A 20,886-nucleotide genomic window follows, 5' to 3' on the forward strand; every position below is an offset into this window, starting at 1 on the left:
ATTCACCAAAAAGCTATCGTAATGGAGGTTGGAAATCGGCGTCATGGGTTATTATTTTTCAATATGCTCCATGGAGAGGTATCAGGAGAAATTTATCGAATTTCTACTCGAGCATTACGGTCAATTGCAGCTTCCATACTCTTTCCCCTTATCCCTCAGCTTTATTGCAAGCCCGGTGCTTATGAACAAGGAAGCCATTTTATGCTTTGATGAGGAGAACGAAGACATTGTCGGCGCCGTCGGCTTGATTTTTGGAACCGGTGAAAATCAATATCAAGACACCCATATCGTACAAATTCAGATTGCTTACATTGTGAAGGAGCACCGCAGAACCCGCATGTTCCTCGAAGGACTCCAGTTTGTAACGCAATATTTAGCTCATCTAGACGAAGGGGTAAGTGAGCTGCGCTTCTGGGCCCCGGCTGATGGCACATTGCGGAATTTGTTCGGCAAGCTGGCTGAAAGGACCGCATCGCACGAGACCGCTTTCGGAACGTTGGACGAATATCGTGGAACGTTAGCGGACTGGCAGGATTATGCGGCGAAGTTTCGGCATTTAGAGTATTTTTGACCGCTAAAGTCATGAAGCATCAAGTGTAGATATAGGAGGTGTTGCAGCCGATGCTTGTTCGATTCAGACGGTGTGAAGGCGACGAGGATTTGGCGCGGTTTACGCTGTATTTTATTCAAAATCGGAAAGATTTTTCCAATGATTTTACTTTAAACGATACCATTATTCATGTTTTGGAATATGTCCGCGATTCCCATATTATTATGATTGAAGACGATAGGCAGCATATGATTGGCTGGGGGCACTACTGCTATGTAGACGAAAATAATGAAAAGAAACCTGATGGAGAGATTGCTTTCGTTTATTCGGTCATTTTGAAAGAGGCTTGCCGCAGCAGCCGTATCTTTTGGCAAGGCTTCCATCATATGGTGAATCAGATTGCCGAGGAAAATAGCAATGTGCGGCATTTTCGATTCCATGCCCGTCAGAATAACACGTATTTGAACCGGCTGTACTCCAAATTTGCCCGGATTATTGGAAGTCGTGAGGGCGAGTATGGGGTGGATAACGTTTACTCAACGGAGATTTCCGAGCTTTTGCGCTATTTGAACCGGCTGTAACGTGAAATTTGACACGAATTGCGAAATAAGGATTGACCCTCCTTTGCTCTGGATGATAATGTAAACTTAATTCCATTAATTAAGGAGGTGCTCGTATGTTTCCACCACGTGGTGATATTAAAGATATTAAAAAAGGATCCGGCTTTGGAAGGTTTGAAGTTCTGCTTCAGGCTAGTGAGCAGCTGAGAACTTCAGCTTCTTCGACTACAGCTGTGGCTGCTGCAAAGTAAGATAATGTAAAAAGCACGTTACAAGCAGGCTGATGACGATACGTTTCGTCTCGGCTTGTTTTTTTTCTATTCGAACAAACGCCTTTGTTACATGAAAGCCGTACTGGAGCAACGGTGCCTTCGAATCGGATGAAAGATACCGTTTCTTGGGCTGACGCTTACTTCACAGCGTTGCGGCGGTGCTGCGGAGTCAAGTCAAGGGCATCAGCAGGCGGCATTTCCGCTAACCACGAAAAAAACAAAACAGCCTTGATCCGAATCACAGTTTGCCGGACAAAGGCTGCTTTGTTTTTTCACATATCACTCCCGCTTCCCCGAAAAAGAGAAATGTTCTATCATACAAGTATGCAATATTCCGTTCTCGGCAACCATCGGATCATTATCGATAAAATAAGTACGTGGCATTGGGGGGCACCGAGGTGACAAGGATCAGCAATTCCCGGTATTTCGAGAGCGCCAACTTTCCGTTCCATATCACTCAGTATCCGTTTCGAGCAGAGGAGATGGTGGAGCCACACTCTCATGAATTCGTCGAGCTAGTCTATGTAGTGGAAGGGTCGGGCCGGCACGATTACCGCGGCGACTCATATCGGATCTACGAAGGCGACGTTTTCGTCATCGAGCCGGATGCCGAGCATTCCTATAAAGGCGGGAAGGATCCGAACCTGACGGTATACAATGTGCTGTTCACACCGTCGATTTTATCGAATGAGCTGCAGATGTTATCTACCGTGGATTCGTTCGTCGACTTCTTTTATGTGGAGCCGTTTCTGCGGCAGTCGGTTCACTTTCAGTCCCACCTGAATATGGAGCCGCACGATCAGCTGGAAATAAAGCATTTGCTGGATCGAATCCTTTCCGAGTACAAAGAAAAAAAGCCGGGCTACCGGCTTCTCGTCAAAACGCGGTTGATCGAGTTGTTCGTTTTCCTGAGCCGCTGCTACGACCGGTCGCTGCACCGTCCGATGACGGCGCTCGCTCCCGATCGGGAAGTTATGAAGCGGATGGCCGAATTCATCGACATGCATCATGCCCGACCGCTATCGCTCGATCAGGTCAGTAGGTTGTGCGGCATGAGCCAGTCGTCGTTCACCGCCAAATTCAAGCAGCATATCGGCAAAACGTTCATCGAATACCGCAACGAAGCGCGCATCGCCATGGCGAAAAAGCTGCTGCTCGCCTCAGACGCCAGTATTTTACATATCGCCGGGCAGGTCGGCTTCGACGACCTGAGCTTTTTCAACAAAGTGTTCAAGCAGCTGGTAGGCGTTACACCTGGGCAATTTCGCAGGGGGGCGAAAGCAGGAGGCAGAAACGGCGGCTAATCGGCTGGCGACGTCAAGGCCCCCACGTTCCGGTACTGCCTCTTCAGGAGAAGTTGCCCACGGGATGGCGGATCGGCCTGTTTTTTTGGTAAATGAGCCAAGATGCGCTGCACTTCCGCATTGTACATTGGTATCAAACGAAAGGAGTGATTCCGATGTATAACACACTTGAACCGAATAGCCTGCTTCCGCAGGAAAAAATCGAGTTTTACCGCAAAAACGGCTTCGTTCAAATCCACAACGTACTCACGGCTGACGAGCTGGAGGAATTGCGCGACTACATGGACGAAGCGATGAATTCTGCCCAAGGTATGTCCACTCAGACGGATCAAAAAGGGGGAGCCTACTACCGTGTGCTGAATCAGCGGGTTAATATTTGGCGGGATCATGCCGGCATGGCCAAATATACAGCGCATTCGCGCTTTGCGGAAATGGCCAGGCAATTGGTCGGCGCAAGCGGGATCAGGCTGTTTCATGATCACGCCCTACTGAAAATGCCCGGTGATTCGAAGCCAACCCCTTGGCACCAGGACTTGACGTATTGGCCGATGAACGAAACCGGAGCGCTGTCGATCTGGATTACGCTCGATGACGTGGACGAGCGCAACGGCTGCATGATGTTCGTGCCGGGCTCACGCAGCATCGGCAAGCTGAGCCCGATCAGTCTCGTCGATCCGCAGGACATCTTCGAATATACGAAAGGGACCGAGCACGAGCATACGAAGCCGGTCATCGTCCGCATGAAGGCGGGAAGCTGCACTTTCCACGACGGACTGACGTTCCACTACGCCCATTCGAACGTCACCGACAAGCCGCGCCGGGTGCTCGCCATCATCTACATGACCGACGGCACGACGTACAGCGGCAAGTCCCATACGATTACGAACGGCCTAGGTCTTGCCGTGGGTGAGCCGATCCGCGGCGGTCTGTTTCCATTACTCGCGCGGGCTTAAGTCGAAGTTTGAACAACAGCAGGAGCAGTTGCCGCGGCAGCAGTTCCTGTTTTCATTGAAGAAACGGACAGGTTAGCGCAATAAGTTGGGAGGGACTGATAATGATGATTCCGACTGAATTGGATGGTGCGAAGGTAATTCAACACACATCAAATTCTATGGCAAACCACTATGGGGTAGTTGGAATATTGAATGATAGCCAAGAAATTATAGACCAACTTCGCATTACTGCAATGGCAATTTGTCAGTACGAAGGAAGTAATAAGTATTATCTTTTTTCTTGTGATACGAATTGGGAAGTCATTGGAGATTTTGATTTCGATACGCTAGAAGATGCAGTGGCGAGTACTAAACTAAGCCATAACGTTAATGAATACGATTGGATAACTACATAATGCATGCAATTCAACTATCCGAGACGATCGACAGATAGATATATGTACTGAAGACAAGCAAACTTAAGGTGGTTCCACATGAATAAAGAAGTTTCATTAAGGGTGGTCGGCATGCTGAAGCGCTAAAAAAGAATTAAGAAGAGGAGGAAACTCATTCTGAGAACTTGCTCCGCCGGATATGAATATGGAATCCAAGGAGTGGCATACTTTTATCGTACTGCTCATACCGATAAAGGGAGGTAGGAAGGATGTCTCGCAATAATGCGAACAATAACGGCAAAAAATCTCAACCTGGAAATAACCAGGACTCCGAGGTAGCTGGATCCAATGGCAAAACGAAGCAATAAAGGAGTAAAAACCGCCGAATAGGGCGGTTTTTTTCGTGAGGGATATCCGGAAATGATTGGGTCAATGTGATCGGAAGGGCAGCTGCTGTAGCATATTTCATTGTGTCGTCTATTGACGGAGTGCTTTTTAGATAAAGTTGGATTGTGTTTTTTATCGGAATAAGTCTCTGAAGGATTTTTACCAGTGATGGCTTCAAGATTCCTTAAAAGCTGATGGAAAAGCAGTAATCCCTCATGTGTATGAATGATTGAAAAACTCTTACCGTAGGGCGTTCCTTTGTCTAAGAACGCCTGGCCCTGACTTTCTCCTTTAGCAATATCCAGTCCGACTACTGGATTCATTTCTGCATGTCATGTCGGTAGCGTAGGGCGTTCCTTTGTCTAAGAACGCCTGGCCCTGACTTTCTCCTTTAGCAATATCCAGTCCGACTACTGGATTCATTTCTGCATGTCATAGCTTCGCTTGTTATTCGAGATCATAGTCTCAACCAACCTCAAACATGTTTCTACAAGTAGGGGGTGAACAGTTTAGCTGACGAGATCAAGGTCCCACGGACAGTTGCGTTCGACCCCGGCTACCGTTTACTAAACCTCTTAAATGCAAAGAGGTCAACCAGTAAAAACTGGCTGACTTCATAATACGAACGGACAGTTTAACGTAATCATAATCATCAAAGTCTAGGGATTTATACATTGTAGTTTACTGTCTTGAACAGTTCATTACTTACCTCAAGGTTATTAAATGGATTTCAATACAGTCCTTGTCATGCTCCCCCTTATTTACTATGATATTGGATATAATTAACATAGGGCGGAGTGATCACTTTGGCTAACGCTGAGGCAAGTTATCGAATCCCTCTTTTTTGTATCGTGACCTTGCTGTTCTGGTTTTCCATGTATACTTGCGTTCCGATTTTGGCCTCGTATGTGGAGTATCTAGGCGCTTCCCACCAAATGGCCGGCTTTATTGTCGGTATGTACGGGCTAAGCCAGATGCTGTTGCGGATTCCCGTTGGAGTGCTTTCAGACCGCTATCACAAGCGCAAATTGTTTATCTTGTTCGGTCTGCTATTCTCTGTACTGGCCGGACTGGGCATTCTGATCAGCCAGGAGATCACCTGGATTCTCATCCTGAGGGCACTTGCGGGTGCTGCGGCAGCCACTTGGGTCGATTTTACCATTTTGTTCGTCAGCTACTTCAAGAAAGAAGAAACAACCAAAGCGTTGGGAACGCTGTCCTTTTACAATTCGATGGGACAAATGCTCGGTATTCTTCTCGGCGGATGGTTTGCGGACCGTTTCGGATGGGAGTCCTCGTTTATCATCGGTGCGGCGGTAGGAGCGATAGGGCTCGTCGGTGCATTGTATCTGGTTGAAAAGGTGGATAAGCACGCGCAAAAAATTACCTTCGATGGTGTTCTAGAAGTTGCGAAGGACCGAACGCTGCTTACTGTTTCCTTTTTATCCATTTTGTTTCAAGTACTAACCTTCGCCACTGTGTTTGGCTTCACACCAGTGTTTGCCCAGTCGCTAGAAGCCACTAAGCTTGATATGGGGCTGCTGACCTTCTTTTCCACGTTCCCTACCGCGTTAGCCGCCTGGTTCGGGGGAAGGCATTTGGCGCAAAAGCTGGGAGAGCGGAACACGATCATTATCGGTTTTATCATCAGCGGGGTTTTTACTGTGGCAATTCCTTTCACATCAACACTCTGGGTGCTCATGCTGACACAAGCTTTGGCCGGTTTTGGAAGAGGCTTTACTTCACCGGTGCTGATGTCATTGAGCATAAAGCATATGGAAACCGGAAAACGTGCCACTGCGATGGGTTTCTATCAGGCAATTTACGGCTTAGGGATGTTCGGAGGCCCCTTATTCATGGGAGCCGCAGGAGATTGGCTATCCTTAGAGAACGGCTTCCTGATGGTAGGCGCTCTCGGCTGTGTCACTTCCATACTGGCTTACCTACTGCTGAGTAGGGCAAGGGCCGGAACGACTGTACCTCCTCGCGCGCCCGACGCACTGACGAAATGATGTTGTTACTGTAGTACGCTTTACCCGTCATTCCATTGTTTAATATGGGACAGAGAAAGGGAATGTGTAGAGGACTACCTGATTGTTAGAACAAGTGAGCATTTGAATGAAAGGGGAGTTTAAGCAGCTTTGTGCTTGACTCCTTTTTTTGTCGTCCGCTGCTAGCACTCGAAACAACCATGATAGGTGTTCTAATATCCCCAAACACACCAATCTAATACTTTATTTAACGAGAACCGTAGATCAATATAAAAAAATTAGGTGATAGGTCATTTTTTTACCATAACTTTTCATGTATCCACCTCGTCTTAATGATGGAGGTGATGTCCCATTATGTGGAAGAAAACAATTGTGTTTTTTGGAATGCTGCTGATCGGTTTAAGCAGTTCAAGTCAAGTACTGGATGTACAGGCAAATGCTGTGCAAGTACAGGTTAGTATCCCAACGTTCCCCATTGCCGTTAACGGGACGTACATGGACGTGAATCATAATGAATATCCTCCTCTACTTTACAAAGACGTCACTTACTCCCCGATGACTTGGAAGAATACCTCGGCGCTTGGGTTGTCGGTCTCTTGGGATGCAGTAGGGGGGTTATCGCTGCAGAAGAAAGACGCATGCACGCCCCTAGAGCAAGATTTGGTACCGCAAACAATTTCATATGAATATGATACCATCCAAACAGCAGAATTGACGCCTTTTTCCGTCCAAGTCAACGGAAAATCAGTTGATAATGTGAAAGAGATGTATCCGATCCTGCTTTTCCGTAACATCACGTATTTTCCGATGACGTGGCGATTCACTCACGATGAGTTTGGCTGGAAGACAAGTTGGAACACAACTCGAGGATTGAGCATCGAATCGTGTGAAGAGAAAACCCATAAGCCTGAGCAACAGAATAGCTTTTTCAATGTAACCAATGGCGGTCTTGTTGCTGTTCAGGGCGACTGGATTTATATGAACCCGGATGGAAAGAAGCTCGTTAAAGTCAACAAAAACGGAGGAGAAGAAATTAAGCTCACGGGCGATAATGCCAGATCGATCAATGTCGTCGGAGAGTGGCTGTACTATGCTGTGGCCAATGACGGTATTTACAAAATCAAAACAGATGGAACGCAGCGCAGCCAGATAGTTGACGCACCGCATGCCCTAAATACAATATGGGTGAAGGACAATTCAATCTACTATGTTCATCAATTGTTTCAGGTTCGAGAAGGCACAATGGGTGGCAATGATCGACACAACGGCATCTACAAGATAAACATCGACGGTACGGGAGACCAGTTGCTCGTTAGTGGCAAAATCAATTACTACATGGCACTGAATGGCAACAAAATTTATTATCTTATGGAGGGTGAGGCAACAAATAATCTGTACGCCATGAATCTTGATGGCTCCGAGCAGGTGAGACTGCAGGCAGATGTGTCACGGATGACGGTCATTGACGGCTGGATTTATATGGTGCAAAACAATTCGTATCAACTCAACAAGATGAGCCTTGACGATTCCGTCGTCATTCCCGTATACACCGCCGAAAAAAATATTATAGCATTGAGTTATCGTGACGGATGGATTTACTTGGTAAGGGGTTCTTTCGGCATCCAAGGGGCTGCAACGATCGAGAGAATCCGGGTAGATGGATCGGATTTTGAGAAACTTACGGAGGCACGAGCTTGGAGTCTTTATTTTGCTGGTAAAACGCTATATTTCCCTAATGACACTAAGTTGGGAGGAGTAGGAAATTATTACTTCGAGCACATGGACGTCGAGTAATCTTTTTTATGCTGATCCAGATAACTGAAAAAAAACACCCTTGGTCAGTATAATGATGGATTTCATTCTTTAGATAATGGTAACCATGACAATAAAGCAGACATAATTGTAACTTTGATTAAGACAAGCAAGGAATGGAGGATATCGAATATTGAGATGAGAAAGAATAAGCATCTAAGCTCATTTACGGCTTGCCGTTTATGAATGAAAAAGGTTGGGGATACCGTTCCCCAACCTTTCTTTAGTTTGAAGGTGATTTAGCAGCTCTCACTTGTTCAACAGATTTTTCAATTTCATTTTTTAAAGCTAGTTTTTTGGGCATAAATAGCGTCAGAAGAATTGCGGCAACCGCTAATATCGTCATGAACATGTAAGAATCGCTTGAGCCCATGATCGAAGAGTGACTGGCTATTTGTTGAGGCGACAATCCGACGTTCTCTTTTGCGATTTCGGTGGCATGATGGGCTGTTTGAGAAGTAAATACAGTAACCACGACAGCCGTTCCAATCGCTCCTGCGATTTGTCGAACCGTATTGTTAACAGCGGAGCCATGAGTGCCAAGATGTCTAGGCAACGCATTTAATCCAGCCGTATTGAGCGGCATCGTAATGCAGCTTAAGCCTATTCGTAAGCAAATGGTACGAATCAGCAGATAAAAATAACTGGTGGAATCAGATAAGTCAGTAACCGCCCACATAGCAGGAATAATGAATAAAAGTCCGGTAATAAATAAGGGCTTCGGACCCAATTTATCGTATAGCTTACCCGTGTAAGGAGATAACAATGCATTGATAACGGCACCTGGCAGTAACAACAGACCAGCTTCAAAGGCGGTATAACCTCGACCAGTCTGAAGGTAAATCGGTAGCAGGATCATATCTGCATACATCATCATAGTTACCAGAACGTTAATTATGGAGGTTAAAGAAAATATTTTGTATTTAAATACAGATAAATTCAACAACGGATCCTTAGATTTTATTTGACGGAGGCAAAAAATAAACGTGAACAGAACTCCAATGATCAAGGAACAAATAACAACAGGGGAGTCCCAACCTTTCTTGCCCGCTGCGCTAAAACCAAATAAAACAAAGCCAAAACCAATCGTTGATAAAACAACACTAAATACATCCAGTTTGGCCTTTACAGTTTCCGATACATTGACTAAATTTTTTAATGCCAGCAAAATAACGATGATCGTAAACGGAACTATACCGATAAATAACCACCTCCACGATACATACTCAATAATGAAACCAGATAGAGTAGGCGCTATGGCTGGAGCAAAGATAACGGCAAATCCGATAAGTCCCATCACGCTTCCTCGTTTTTCGGTTGGGATAATCATTAGAATAACGCTCATCATTAGAGGTGTAATGATTCCCGTACCGGCTGCTTGAACCATACGACCAACTAGTAACACTTCGAAATTAGATGACATTGCGCAGATAAGGCTGCCTACTAATAAGAAAATCATGGAACTTAAGAATAATTGTCTTGTCGTAAAACGTTTCATTAAAAATGCCGTTATGGGGATCAGGACTCCATTCACGAGCATAAATCCGGTTGAAAGCCATTGTGCGGTGGTAGCCGATACATGGAATACATCCATTAAATTCGGTAGGGCAACATTCAACAATGTTTGATTCAAGGTGGACAAAAAGCAACCCAAAATCATAACAAACAATAAGACTCCTACCTTAATGTTGTCTCTCTCTTTTTCCATTACAACATATTCCTCCCAATTGTTGCTTTATAGACATAATATCAATAAAATAGATCTTAACACATGTATAATTAATTTCCCATTTACAGATTCTTTTTAAATGTCGATTAATCGGCAGTTTAAATCCCGATGTCAATAAAATGGTGTATTATCGATAAAGGAGTATTGAAATGTCTATAACTAGAAAAGAGGATCCGCGAGCGGTAAGGTCCAAACAAACCTTCAAGAAGGCCATGCTCTCGATTTTGAACGAAGAAGCTCCCCCTCACCAAATAACTGTGCAGAGAATCGCTGATAGAGCCGAATTAAACAGAGCCACATTTTATCTTCACTTTCAAGATGTTGACGATTTGATGGACCAAATATCAAATGATTTTTTCGACGAACTGTCTAACAAGTTAAATCCTCTTACACATGATGAAATCAAAGAGGATCGAGAACAATTTACACTTTTTTTAGACCATATCTATACAAATCGAAGGCTTATTTCTGTTTTGTTTGAACACAAAGGCTCTGAAACGAAATTATTCGTTCTTATAAGAAATCTTATCGAAGCTCGACGAAACAAGAAGTTAGATCTAATACCAACTAATTACGTGTCCATTGATATTTTAACCTCGTCGATACTTGGTGTATTGACGTGGTGGATGAAGGATGGGATCAATTTCAGCTCGGAATACATCGCCAATCAAGTCGCTTTACTTTACAAGCGGTTACCATTTGAATGAAATATATGAGCCAAAGACGAAATACTCAATATGAAAACCCCTGAGATTTTAACGGAATGTAAATTACAGATTATACAGAACTAACCGATAAGTACGGAAAAGTATTCATGGTAGGGGAGGGTTGCTTGAAGTAGAAGCATATCAGGCTTGGTTGAAAGATGAAGCGGAGAGAAACATAATATACTGGCGGAAATTATCCCGTTAGTAGATTTAAGACTATTGAGATAGTGAGATCAAAAAAGGGCCACCCGTAAAGGATGGCCTTTAAACTTCCCGTTACAGACTGCGCGGAAAACCGAAAAATAAAAAAATAAATGTCATGAAAGCATCAAAAAAAAATTACGCGAAAGAAGTATTTCGCGTAATTTACGTTTTAAACGATTTTTTCTGAGAGTTGAGCACTAGGATTAGTGAGATTCTTTCATTTTAGTTACATAAAAGCATAAGAGAAAGAGCAATCTCAGAAGTATAGGGGGATCATCTTTACAAGGAGGAGTAACGCTCTCCAACCTGACGAAAAAGAAAGGACCCCCATGGCCGAAGTGCTCGAGGCTCTGCTGATTTCGGGTCCTATCAGCGCTTGTGTAAATGCCACTCATCAATTATGTGACAAACTTTATGCAACGCAACACCACTCGATACTAAATTTACGCGTGGTGCTTATTTGAAAATTTTATTGAAGGATGCAACCGGTTTTTAAAAACGTGGCAGATTTGAAAGGTTATTGTCCGGGTTGCCATCCGGATAAGATCTTAGGGTTTTTTGTCCCTCCCGGTTTTTACCTGTGTTAACATCTTCAATTAGACCCATTTCTGCCAATGCAATAGCTGAAGCAATGTCCGCGACGGAACCATCCTGAAACTGAACTGCACTTATACCGCCATTTTCATAACGAACTGCTTGGATTATCGCTTTGTTAGGGTCAATTGTATGAGGACCCTTACCATATTGCGTCCCGTCCCGCATAAAAGTACCGTACTGTACCGGTTGACCTTTGTTGTTATATCCGGTATATCCACCCTGGTAACCTACATTACGAGCATCGGCGTTATTAATTCCGGTATTTCGTTGCCCATAATCAGCATTAGGGTCGCCGGATGCTCCTGGCACAGGCATACCACCTTGGAATATCTGTGTGTTTCCCTGTTCTAAGGAATTCGCATTTTCCAGTGAACTAATTTGTTCAAAGTGAGGAATTGGTGTTCCATTCCAAGCAAAGTTTTCATTGTGAGTCGTGGGAACAGAATTTTCATAAGATGGGTTAGGCTGATTTTGACTAATTTGTTGCCATTTTCTACGTCTGGGCATTAGGATACTAGCTCCTTCACAAAATAATAAAAAATGTGGGATTATCATTTGCCAAACTGCTAAAAATTATACTCTTCAAATAGTGATCCACGCAGCTCGAAAACACTTTCCACCTAACAGTGACAACTGCCACCATTTGTTGGCCGGCACCCCGATTCCGGACGATTTGAACATGACGCGCATTCAGAAGAAATACCTGTGTAGAAAAAATATCAACTTTGTAAATATACATATTTAAAATGTATTTAAAGTATGATACTGTATAAATAAGGAAAGCAAATCACATTGGGAATTGGAGGCGTTTTCATGGACCGTTGGATTCAAGCGGGTAGGGTAGACGAGCTTCAAGAGCAAGGACCGAAGCTGATCAAGGGGGGCATCGTAGTTTTTTATCACGAGGATGCAGTGCATGCGCTTGACAACCGGTGCCCTCACCTCGGTTTTCCGCTCCACATGGGGAGTTTATGCGACGGAATTTTGACATGCCATTGGCATCATGCGCGGTTTGACGTATGCAGCGGTGGAACACTCGACCCTTGGGCGGACGATGTTCCGGTACACGACATAACCGTTCAAGACGGAGTAATTTGGGTCAACCCGATTTCCCGGAATGGCAATCAAGTTCAGCTGTATAAAGACCGGCTTCTGAGTGGCATTGAGCAAAATATCGGTCTTGTCATAGCCAAAGCCGTAGTCGGTTTAATGGAGGCAGGCGTTCCCGAGACGGAAATCGCAGCGCTTGGGGTCGAATTCGGGGTCAAACAGCGTAGGCAAGGGTGGGGATCCGGATTAACGATTCTGACTGCGATGGCCAACGTCCTGCCCAAGCTTGATAAACAAGGTCGGATCCTTGCGTTGTTTCAAGGATTGCTGCACACTGCGCGCGACTCAGCCGGAAGCGGAACGCGTTTCTTGCTCAATCCGCTCCCTAATACGAGCGTCACCAAAGAACGGCTGACGGAATGGTACTGTGACTGCATCGAGGTTCGGGATACGCGCGGCGCAGAACGGGTGCTGCTGACCGCCGTGCAGGCGGGGGCGGATGAAATTAGATTATTCTCAATGATGAGCATGGCGGTGACGGACCATTTCTATATTAATGGAGGCCATACGCTGGATTTCCATAATAAAGCATTCGAAAGCTTGAAGTATGTGGGGGACGAGCAGCGCAATTATGTCCTCGCTTCGCTCGTACCGATGTTTGGAGACGCGTCACGCAGTGAAGAGCTGCACAGCTGGCAGTCTCCGGTCAATTTGGTTCAGCCGTTGATGGAAGCGTTCGAGGAGCTATCCAATAAAGGCGTTTCATCTAGAGGGGGAGGCTCCTGTATTGACGACGAGGAGCTGCTCCAATCACTGCTTGGAGACGATCCGCTACGGACGGTTCGAGTGCTGAAAGAATCTTTGCTCGGCGGCGCCTCTCCGGTACGCATTTCGCAAATTGCTGCATTGGCTGCAGCGGAACGGGTAGTCCGTTTCCATACGCAGAACGATTTCGGGGACTGGATTTCGGTGCTACACACGTTTACGCATGCTCACGCCGTTCACGAAGGTTTGATCCGTTCCGCCGATCCATGGCTGGTTCGCGGAATTTTCCATTCGGCGGCTACAATATACCTCGACCGGTTTTTGAACATCCCCGCTGCCCCGAGACCGGCTGTGACTGGCGAGGCTGGGGACGTGCCGCAGCCCACGGAGCTGCTTGAGATTCTCGACAAGCAGCAGCAGGTAGCGCCGGCGGCGGCATGGGTGATTCGCTATCTGCGCAGCGGCGGAAAGCCGGAACCTTTATTCAACGTATTGGGTCATGCGCTGCTTCGAGAGGATGCGGAATTCCACTCCTTCCAGATGTACGAGGCGGCCGTGGCGGAATATGACCGCTGGGCTTCCGAGTCGGGACCGTTCGCAGAGAAAGCCCGCGAAACGCTGATCCTTGCGGTTACCCGTTATTTGGCGGCGCATGCTCCGACTTCCCGCGAGAGGCCCCATACGGCGAAAATAGCATGGCGGCTCCATCGAGGCGAGAAATTATTCGAAGAAGAATAAAGTGAGAGAGGCAAGCCGAAGCAATTATTGCATAGTAGAGGTATAAGCGGTTGTTACTAAATCCCGCCGTTGTCCATAACGTAACAGGATACGATAGCTCAATTATTTACCCGATAACAAAGCTGCCGCGAATGATTCGGCAGCTTTGTTGCACTTGGGGTCATGATATATTTCTGTCCGTACGGTCATTTCGTAGGAACACACACAGCTGCAAGAACAATTTAAGAAGAAGGGGACTTTATCTTTCTGTCCGGTAGGTCCTGCTGCTGATACCGTCGTAAACTAGTCAAGAAGAAGGATATCACCTCAAAATGAACAGACAGGATGAAGCCGTGTGGCTTCTGCCTGCCCACAACCTACCGAAGAAAGCGGCAGTGGACGTTATAAAGGAGTTAAGCGCGGATACCATGCACTTAACTCCTTGTTCATTTACATATTCAATTTTTTGAGTGTAGAATGTGTCCCGCAACTCATTAAATGTTATTTTGTCAGTACAAACTTTTAAGAAGTGAGGAGTACAATGGTGGTCACGGGAGAGTTTGCGCTTTTGACTTATGAGATAAACCTAGTCATCAATGCACTTCTAAAAGGAACCGTGAAAGTGTCTGCGCTGTATCACCATATACTCAGTGAGTTAGGAATCACCCCCGTTAGTAAATATGTCTGTCTACTCGTATATTTGACCTGGAATCAATACTGTCGTTGGGAATTTATGCTGAACCCTGTTTTGCCCGTTTTTAATTCTCGTTGGCAACATCCGGTTAGGATAGAGAAAAAATCGAAGATATTATTTTAGTTAGTTCATATTTATACTTAAGTATGGTATGATCAGGTTATAATAGGCGATATACCACAATCAATAGTTTGTTTTTGAACTATTGCGAGTGGACTGACATATTTTTATCAAATAAGAATGGGGAGAGTAGTAATTTAATTTAGGAGGGTAACAGAATGAACGATTTAACCAATGAAGAAGTACAAAAGGGTTATCGGCTTTTATTCGACGGGGAATCACTGAATGGCTGGGCTTCAACGCTCAACCTCGACGGATGGATTGTGCAAAATGGGAGCATTGTGTGCAAGGGTGAAAGAAGCGGATATTTGTATACCATTGATCGGTTTGAAAATTTTGTTCTCATCCTTGAATATAAAACAGCACCAAAGGTCAACAGCGGCGTTTTCTTCAGGTGGTCCGATCTTCAGGATCCAGTAAATACGGGTCTTGAAGCGCAAATACTCGATACCTACGATCAGGATAAGTTGGTCAAGAATAGCTCAGGCGCTTTATATGATCTGGTTGCTCCCTCCAAGAATGCAGTTCGTAAGGCTGGAGAATGGAATCAATTGAGAGTTTCATGTAATCGCAATTATATTGAAATAATACTTAACAGGGAAGTGGTCGTCAAAGCCGATATTAATCAATGGTCGGTTGCTGGTAAAAACCCGGACGGTACCGATAATAAATTCAAATATGCTTGGAGGGATCAACAGCGCTTAGGGCATATAGGACTGCAAGATCACGGTGGCTACGTTGAATTTAGAAATATAAAAGTTATATCAATATCATGACTGTGGCCGTGCACCGCTTACATAAATCCTATTATGTGATGGTGTAAATGAACCACTTAATTCATATATTGACAAAAGAAATAGCGAAGATGGTTTGAAAAAAACAAAACAGGCGATTTCGGCTTCAATGATCACGGAATCGACTGGATCTCGTGGATGTCTCGTCCCTACCACGCGCCGGAATTTCTGCATCCGACCAACTGGACAATCAATGAATCCCGTCAGTTTCTTCGCAACCGGGATCCGAACAAGCCGTTTTTCTTAAAGACATCATTCGCCCGACCTCATTCACCTTACGACGCTCCCGCCTTTTACTATGATATATATGAAAAGAAAGAAATTCCGCAACCGCACATCGGTGAATGGTCCACTATGCACGATGTGAAGAAGGATTCCGCTAAACCGGATGCATGGAGAGGACAGCGAAGCAATGAAGAAATCCGTAGAGCTAGGATTGGATACTATGGGAATATTCATCATATCGATCTTCAAATCGGGGCCATCGCACAGCTGCTCGGATATTGGGGGGAATCAGAAGAGTCGTCACAAACGATTGAAATTGCTGGTAATGGCGGAATTATCCGCTACGATAGCACGAAAGCGAGATCAATCACGGTCAAGCAACGTTTTGCATCGGATTTAACCGCTCCAGAACCTTTGGCTTCCGTCGATCGCTGCAGGACGATGCAATTCTTTCACAGATGCGATTGCACGTTTTCAATCGGGATGTTCTTTCGGGGCTTGCCTGGAAGATACGCTTGCGATTCTGGATTTGGCCTGGACGGCCGAAAAATCTATCCGAACACGCCAACCCATCCAATTAGCATAAGATTCACAAAGTCAACGATGGCGTCACTGATAAAGCGCCGGTCGAGAGAGCAAAGGATATCAGGCAGGGCGAATAACGGGGCCGTTCGATTGACGCTTATTCGCACCTGTTTCGGAAAATTATCTTATCCAAGTGTAGATACGCATTAACCGGCTCGGTATACAGATGAGAGAAAGAAAGATGACGATCTAGCACATAATTAGCCGCTCCGAGCGCGCTACCTGTTTCATCGAACGTACCCGGATGAACAACAACAGCTGCGGCTAATTGACTTACAGCCCGCTGTCTCATTACTTTCTCTGTGGTTTGCAGGTAGAGCGGACATTTCATTGGAATCCAGCCTCCCAGTATAATAGCGTCCGGATTCAGCACATTTACGAGGTTAGCCGTTGCCAGCCCGAGATATGACGCAGCCTTCACTATCACCTGAACGGCCAGTTCGTCGCCATCGTTGGCGGCCTGGCAAATCATCTCGGCATTCAACATCTGAATGTCACTGGCTGAGAAGCCAAGCAGCGATGAATGGGTTCCTTGTCTGAGTATGCGCCGTGCTTCTTGTTCGATAGCGGAAGAGGAAGAATGCATTTGGAGGCATCCCATGTTGCCGCAAGGGCATAAGGGTCCGTCGAATGAGACGGTTGTGTGACCAATTTCCCCGGCCCCGCCCAAGGTGCCGTGTATCAATTCACGATTAACGTAAATGCCGGCCCCAATGCCTGTATCGACACCAATGTAGATGGTGTTGTTATACGGCTTTCCTGAACCGTACCTGCACTCCGACAACCCGCGGGCCAGCTCCGGTTAAGAACGGCAGTCGGCCAACCCATTGCGTCATGCGCCATTGCCCCCAAGCGGATGCGTTGCCAGCCCAGTACGGCGGAACTGCGTATCATGCCGTCCCGCGTATCGACGATCCCGGGAACGCCCAGCCCAAGTAACGGCACAACGTGTTTGTTCAGATTTTCTACAAACTTGGGAAGCTGGTCCGCTAACGCCTGAATGGCCGCCTCAGGCGAAGGAGAAGCGATCGGAATGCTAATCGTTCGAAGCGGGAAACCCTGCAAATCGAATGCACCAAGAACCCATCGGTTGTTATTCAGGTCGGCTCCTAGCACTGCGTGCGTTTGTGAAGCGAGGACCAGCTTGGTGGCCGGTCTTCCTCCGGTCCTCAGGCGCATGCCGAATATGTAATAGTTTAATTCTTTGCATATGTTTAGGTTTGGTTAATTATCCGAGCCAAAACTAATGCACAATAAGATAAGGAGATGGTGAAGCACATGAAGAAAGAGCAGAAACAAGTACAAGCGCAAGTTAAACTGGGTGTTCCTTCCGTTGAATCCATAGCACATGGAAGGAGCGTATCATACGGCGACGACGGTTCATTCCTGTATGCGGAGTCTTTTGAAGGGAGTTCGGTGCCTGAGCAATGGCGAGCGGAGGGGGGAGGATTTCTCTCCCTATCAGCCGCACACTATAAACATGGATCTCGTTCATTAAAATGGCAGTGGGAGCAAGGTTCGAAGCTTGTTGCTGACCGGCCGAACCATCTGGATAATGCATGCCAAAGCAGGAACGGCGGAATTAAATTTTGGATTTACAATGAGAGAGCGTTATCCGGCAATTTGACATTCCGGTTTGGGTCCGAACGGGGATTTAGCTTGGGGCAAGCCCCGTGCTCCTTCGAGATTGGAGTCGGATTTACAGGTTGGAGAGGATTTAATATCCATTTTCGTGAAGACGGCGGTTATGATCCAACCGCTGGTCTCAATGAATACGAACCGCTTATGATGATGGAGATGATTCCGCCTGCAGAAGAAGAAAGCGGCACGATATTCATCGATGTCATTGAATTCGTCGAATCGGTTCCTGCGTCGCGATCTTCTGACTGGCAGCTGCCGTTTCTACGTCAAAAAGCGAACGGAGGCAAAGGCGGGTCATGGGATCGTAGCTTTTATTTCAGCAGACTGCGACCCGGATTGCCGGAGGAGCCTGAAATCACTTCGGAGCAGAAAAACGCGTTCGCCACGATCACCAAGCGCTATGAGCGCTGGATATTGGGCCATGACATAGATCTCTCTTTGGAGCCCCTGCGGATTCGTTATGAATCGCTTCAATCGTTCATTCGCGAAGGGGTGGAATGCTATGACGCTTTGGGCATCCGACGGGATGAGAACGGAAATGTGACAGGTGTTCCTTTGTTTTCCAGCCGATCGTCTCATGGTCCTGAATTTGGAAAGGACGTCGCCAGGACGATTTTTCTGCCCATTGTGCTCGATTACAAACTGAACGGGAATGACGAGAGTAAGTTCAAGGCGTTGGACTTATTCGATCATTTTCACGATCAAGGCTGGGCTGCTGGAAGCGGGCTCGAAACGCTCGATCATGAGACGAACCGCAACAACGGCTATTTTCATTCCGTTTTCCTCATGCGGGAGGAATTGAGAAAAACGGGGCGGCTGCAACGGGAACAGGCTGCGATGCACTGGTTTATCAACTTCGGTAAAACATACGGCTTCCCGGACAAAGACTATACGGAAACAACCGCAGACGAAGTGCGCACACGGTTTGTATATAAGTTGCTCGTCGTTCTCGCAATGGACGATTCACCTGAGAAAGTGCGGCACATGCGGGGACTTCTTCTGTGGATGAATCATGCGCTTGCAATAGCGCCGGGGTTTGCGGGGACGATCAAGCACGATTATATGGGATTCCATCATCGAGGCGTCTACATGAGTGCCTATGCGCCCAATGCCCTGGAAACAGCTGCTCTGATGACGTATTTGCTTCACGGCACACCGTTCGCTCTGGAAGCGGAATCTGTAGAGAACGTGAAGCGAGCATTGCTGACATTGCGGATCGTCACGAATAAATACGATGTGCCGACTGGAATAAGCGGACGCTACCCATCCAAAGGACCTTCCACTCATGAATTGCTGTCGGCTTATGCGTACTTGGCGTTCTCCGGAGAGCAGGTGGACCGTGAACTGGCCGGAGCGTTCATGAGGCTTTGGAATCCAGAAGAGCCATTTTTGAAACAATTTTTCGCGAAGGCTGACAGTAAAGGCGTCGAATATATGGATACGCTTGGAGGACTGCAGCTTACGGTGAAGCTTTCTCTTGCAGGCTTTGAACCCGAAAACAGTCCTGAAGGCTTCTGGATCAAGCCATCCTCTGCTCTGGCGGTGCTGAGACGCGATAACTGGATGCTTTCCACAAAAGGATGGAGCCAGTATGTCTTCGATTTTGAAGCCCACGGCATGCGGCCTTCAGTGTCCACCCACAAGTCACAGCTTGGGGAGAACGTATATGGGCGATACATCAGTTACGGGGCGATTCAAATCTTTGCCGGAGACTCCACACCGAGCGCAGAGAGCAGCGGTTATTCGTTGGATCGGGGCTGGGACTGGTGCAGATGGCCAGGGACGACTGCTAAGCATGTCGTGCTGGAGGAACTGGAGACCGGTAGACCGAGCAGGGGAGCTCGATCCTTTACGGACAAGACTCGTTCGTTTACAGATGAAACGTTCGTAGGAGGCGTCACAAGCGAGGGTATGGATGGAGTATTCTCTATGAAGCTTCACGATACCGTGTTCGATCCCAGCTTCCGCGCGATCAAGTCAGTGTTTTATTTTGGCGGCGATGTTATTGTGATAGGGTCCGGCATTTGCTGCGACGATGTTGAAAATCGTGTAACAACGACGCTGTTCCAGTCATTTTTGGGAAGTAGTTCTGTCCCGTTCCTTTTAGAAGGGACGGAGGTCACTCAGCTGCCATGGCGCCATAACGGTGCAAACGGACAATCGACCTGGATGCTCGATCCGTACGGAAACGGTTATGTGGTGAAGGAGGCAGGAGGACTTATTATCGAACGAAACGTTCAGCATTCGCGCGACCATAGAGGTGTGAAGGAGACGGAAGGCTGCTATACCACGGCCTGGATCGACCATGGCATTCGTCCGCAGGATGCCGATTACGAATACGCTATTCTCGTACAGACGACACCTGATGAGGTGAATCGCTATGCAGTCTCGCCTCGCCATAGGGTGCTGCAGAAGGACGCATCTGCTCATGTCGTTTCCCATCATGAGAAGCAGTCGATCGGGTATGCGATATTCGACGAATCGAGCACGATGACATTCGGCGTCTTCAGGAAGTCGAGCACACCTGTAATCGTTATGGAGAAGCGGCGTGATTCGCGTCTGCTGCTCAGTCTGGCCGATCCGGATCTCCGTCTTCCGAAACTGAAAAATCAACAGATGGATGAAAAAACCGTCTGGACTGCTGGAACGAAAACCATTGTGCAGGTGGAGCTGGAGGGGCGTTGGATATGCCGCTCGAACCCGCTCCCACATGCTGTTATTGCAGTGACGTCGGATGACGATAAGACGTTGTTGGACATCCAGTGCGTTAACGGCCATACAATTGAGATTGAGCTCGAGGAGATATAGAGCTAGAGCCTGGTAAAGAGATGATAAAGGGTAATGTGAATTTTTTT

General features: G+C 46.6%; 18 protein-coding genes. 14 read left to right on the top strand and 4 right to left on the bottom strand.

Annotated features, from left to right (window positions below; all coding sequences use genetic code 11):
- Positions 1 to 28 precede the first annotated feature (28 nt).
- The 8 genes from BP97_RS0128065 to BP97_RS37660 all read left to right on the top strand — a co-directional run bounded on the left by BP97_RS0128065 (position 29) and on the right by BP97_RS37660 (position 8,185).
- Positions 29 to 571 carry a hypothetical protein gene (locus tag BP97_RS0128065; RefSeq protein WP_231506461.1) on the top strand — a complete coding sequence of 181 codons (543 nt, stop codon included), beginning with the start codon at positions 29 to 31 and terminating at the stop codon, positions 569 to 571.
- 50 nt (positions 572 to 621) lie between these two features.
- Complete coding sequence (locus BP97_RS0128070) at positions 622 to 1,131, top strand: hypothetical protein (protein ID WP_028552093.1); 510 nt, start codon at positions 622 to 624, stop codon at positions 1,129 to 1,131.
- Positions 1,132 to 1,226: 95 nt separating this feature from the next.
- Positions 1,227 to 1,361, top strand: coding sequence for a hypothetical protein (locus BP97_RS41495; RefSeq protein ID WP_269321932.1), 135 nt, complete (start codon positions 1,227 to 1,229; stop codon positions 1,359 to 1,361).
- Between the two features lie 503 nt (positions 1,362 to 1,864).
- Positions 1,865 to 2,686 (top strand): AraC family transcriptional regulator, encoded by an 822-nt coding sequence (locus BP97_RS0128080; protein WP_156043364.1) that lies wholly within the window; start codon positions 1,865 to 1,867, stop codon positions 2,684 to 2,686.
- Between the two features lie 155 nt (positions 2,687 to 2,841).
- Positions 2,842 to 3,639, top strand: a complete 798-nt coding sequence (locus tag BP97_RS37650) for a phytanoyl-CoA dioxygenase family protein (protein ID WP_197035552.1) — start codon at positions 2,842 to 2,844, stop codon at positions 3,637 to 3,639.
- 101 nt (positions 3,640 to 3,740) lie between these two features.
- Positions 3,741 to 4,034 carry a hypothetical protein gene (locus tag BP97_RS0128090; protein ID WP_028552095.1) on the top strand — a complete coding sequence of 98 codons (294 nt, stop codon included), beginning with the start codon at positions 3,741 to 3,743 and terminating at the stop codon, positions 4,032 to 4,034.
- 1,172 nt (positions 4,035 to 5,206) lie between these two features.
- The gene (locus BP97_RS37655; RefSeq protein WP_064745750.1) at positions 5,207 to 6,412 is read left to right on the top strand and encodes an MFS transporter; all 1,206 of its coding nucleotides are present in this window, start codon (positions 5,207 to 5,209) and stop codon (positions 6,410 to 6,412) included.
- A gap of 333 nt (positions 6,413 to 6,745) precedes the next feature.
- Positions 6,746 to 8,185 carry a DUF5050 domain-containing protein gene (locus BP97_RS37660; protein ID WP_051621016.1) on the top strand — a complete coding sequence of 480 codons (1,440 nt, stop codon included), beginning with the start codon at positions 6,746 to 6,748 and terminating at the stop codon, positions 8,183 to 8,185.
- A 241-nt stretch (positions 8,186 to 8,426) separates the two neighbouring features.
- Here the strand turns inward: BP97_RS37660 and BP97_RS0128110 are convergent, their stop codons facing one another.
- Positions 8,427 to 9,911: a DHA2 family efflux MFS transporter permease subunit gene (locus BP97_RS0128110; RefSeq protein WP_028552096.1), complete on the bottom strand. Its 1,485-nt coding sequence runs from the start codon at positions 9,909 to 9,911 to the stop codon at positions 8,427 to 8,429.
- A gap of 170 nt (positions 9,912 to 10,081) precedes the next feature.
- On the opposite strand from BP97_RS0128110, the gene BP97_RS0128115 reads away from it, so the two are divergent.
- Positions 10,082 to 10,639 carry a TetR/AcrR family transcriptional regulator gene (locus BP97_RS0128115; RefSeq protein WP_028552097.1) on the top strand — a complete coding sequence of 186 codons (558 nt, stop codon included), beginning with the start codon at positions 10,082 to 10,084 and terminating at the stop codon, positions 10,637 to 10,639.
- A 696-nt stretch (positions 10,640 to 11,335) separates the two neighbouring features.
- Here BP97_RS0128115 and BP97_RS41225 read toward each other — a convergent pair.
- Positions 11,336 to 11,947, bottom strand: a complete 612-nt coding sequence (locus tag BP97_RS41225) for a DUF3892 domain-containing protein (RefSeq protein WP_051621017.1) — start codon at positions 11,945 to 11,947, stop codon at positions 11,336 to 11,338.
- 306 nt (positions 11,948 to 12,253) lie between these two features.
- Here BP97_RS41225 and BP97_RS0128125 point away from each other — a divergent pair, with 306 nt between their 5' ends.
- The 4 genes from BP97_RS0128125 (at position 12,254) to BP97_RS39880 (ending at position 16,540) form a co-directional block, all read left to right on the top strand.
- Positions 12,254 to 13,993, top strand: a complete 1,740-nt coding sequence (locus BP97_RS0128125; RefSeq protein WP_028552099.1) for a Rieske (2Fe-2S) protein — start codon at positions 12,254 to 12,256, stop codon at positions 13,991 to 13,993.
- A gap of 520 nt (positions 13,994 to 14,513) precedes the next feature.
- Positions 14,514 to 14,789: a hypothetical protein gene (locus BP97_RS41780; protein WP_156043366.1), complete on the top strand. Its 276-nt coding sequence runs from the start codon at positions 14,514 to 14,516 to the stop codon at positions 14,787 to 14,789.
- A 155-nt stretch (positions 14,790 to 14,944) separates the two neighbouring features.
- Positions 14,945 to 15,562: a 3-keto-disaccharide hydrolase gene (locus tag BP97_RS0128135; protein ID WP_028552101.1), complete on the top strand. Its 618-nt coding sequence runs from the start codon at positions 14,945 to 14,947 to the stop codon at positions 15,560 to 15,562.
- Between the two features lie 156 nt (positions 15,563 to 15,718).
- Positions 15,719 to 16,540 (top strand): sulfatase-like hydrolase/transferase, encoded by an 822-nt coding sequence (locus BP97_RS39880; RefSeq protein ID WP_036746669.1) that lies wholly within the window; start codon positions 15,719 to 15,721, stop codon positions 16,538 to 16,540.
- Here BP97_RS39880 and BP97_RS41230 read toward each other — a convergent pair.
- Positions 16,488 to 17,174, bottom strand: a complete 687-nt coding sequence (locus tag BP97_RS41230; RefSeq protein WP_231506463.1) for an ROK family protein — start codon at positions 17,172 to 17,174, stop codon at positions 16,488 to 16,490. The genes BP97_RS39880 and BP97_RS41230 overlap by 53 nt on opposite strands.
- Positions 17,072 to 17,569 (bottom strand): hypothetical protein, encoded by a 498-nt coding sequence (locus BP97_RS41235; RefSeq protein ID WP_028552104.1) that lies wholly within the window; start codon positions 17,567 to 17,569, stop codon positions 17,072 to 17,074. Before BP97_RS41235 ends, BP97_RS41230 begins: the two co-directional genes overlap by 103 nt.
- 99 nt (positions 17,570 to 17,668) lie before the next feature.
- On the opposite strand from BP97_RS41235, the gene BP97_RS37675 reads away from it, so the two are divergent.
- Positions 17,669 to 20,839 (top strand): chondroitinase family polysaccharide lyase, encoded by a 3,171-nt coding sequence (locus BP97_RS37675; protein ID WP_051621018.1) that lies wholly within the window; start codon positions 17,669 to 17,671, stop codon positions 20,837 to 20,839.
- Positions 20,840 to 20,886: the final 47 nt, after the last annotated feature.

Source organism: Paenibacillus sp. UNC451MF (genome assembly GCF_000686845.1).
Lineage (GTDB): Bacteria > Bacillota > Bacilli > Paenibacillales > NBRC-103111 > Paenibacillus_S.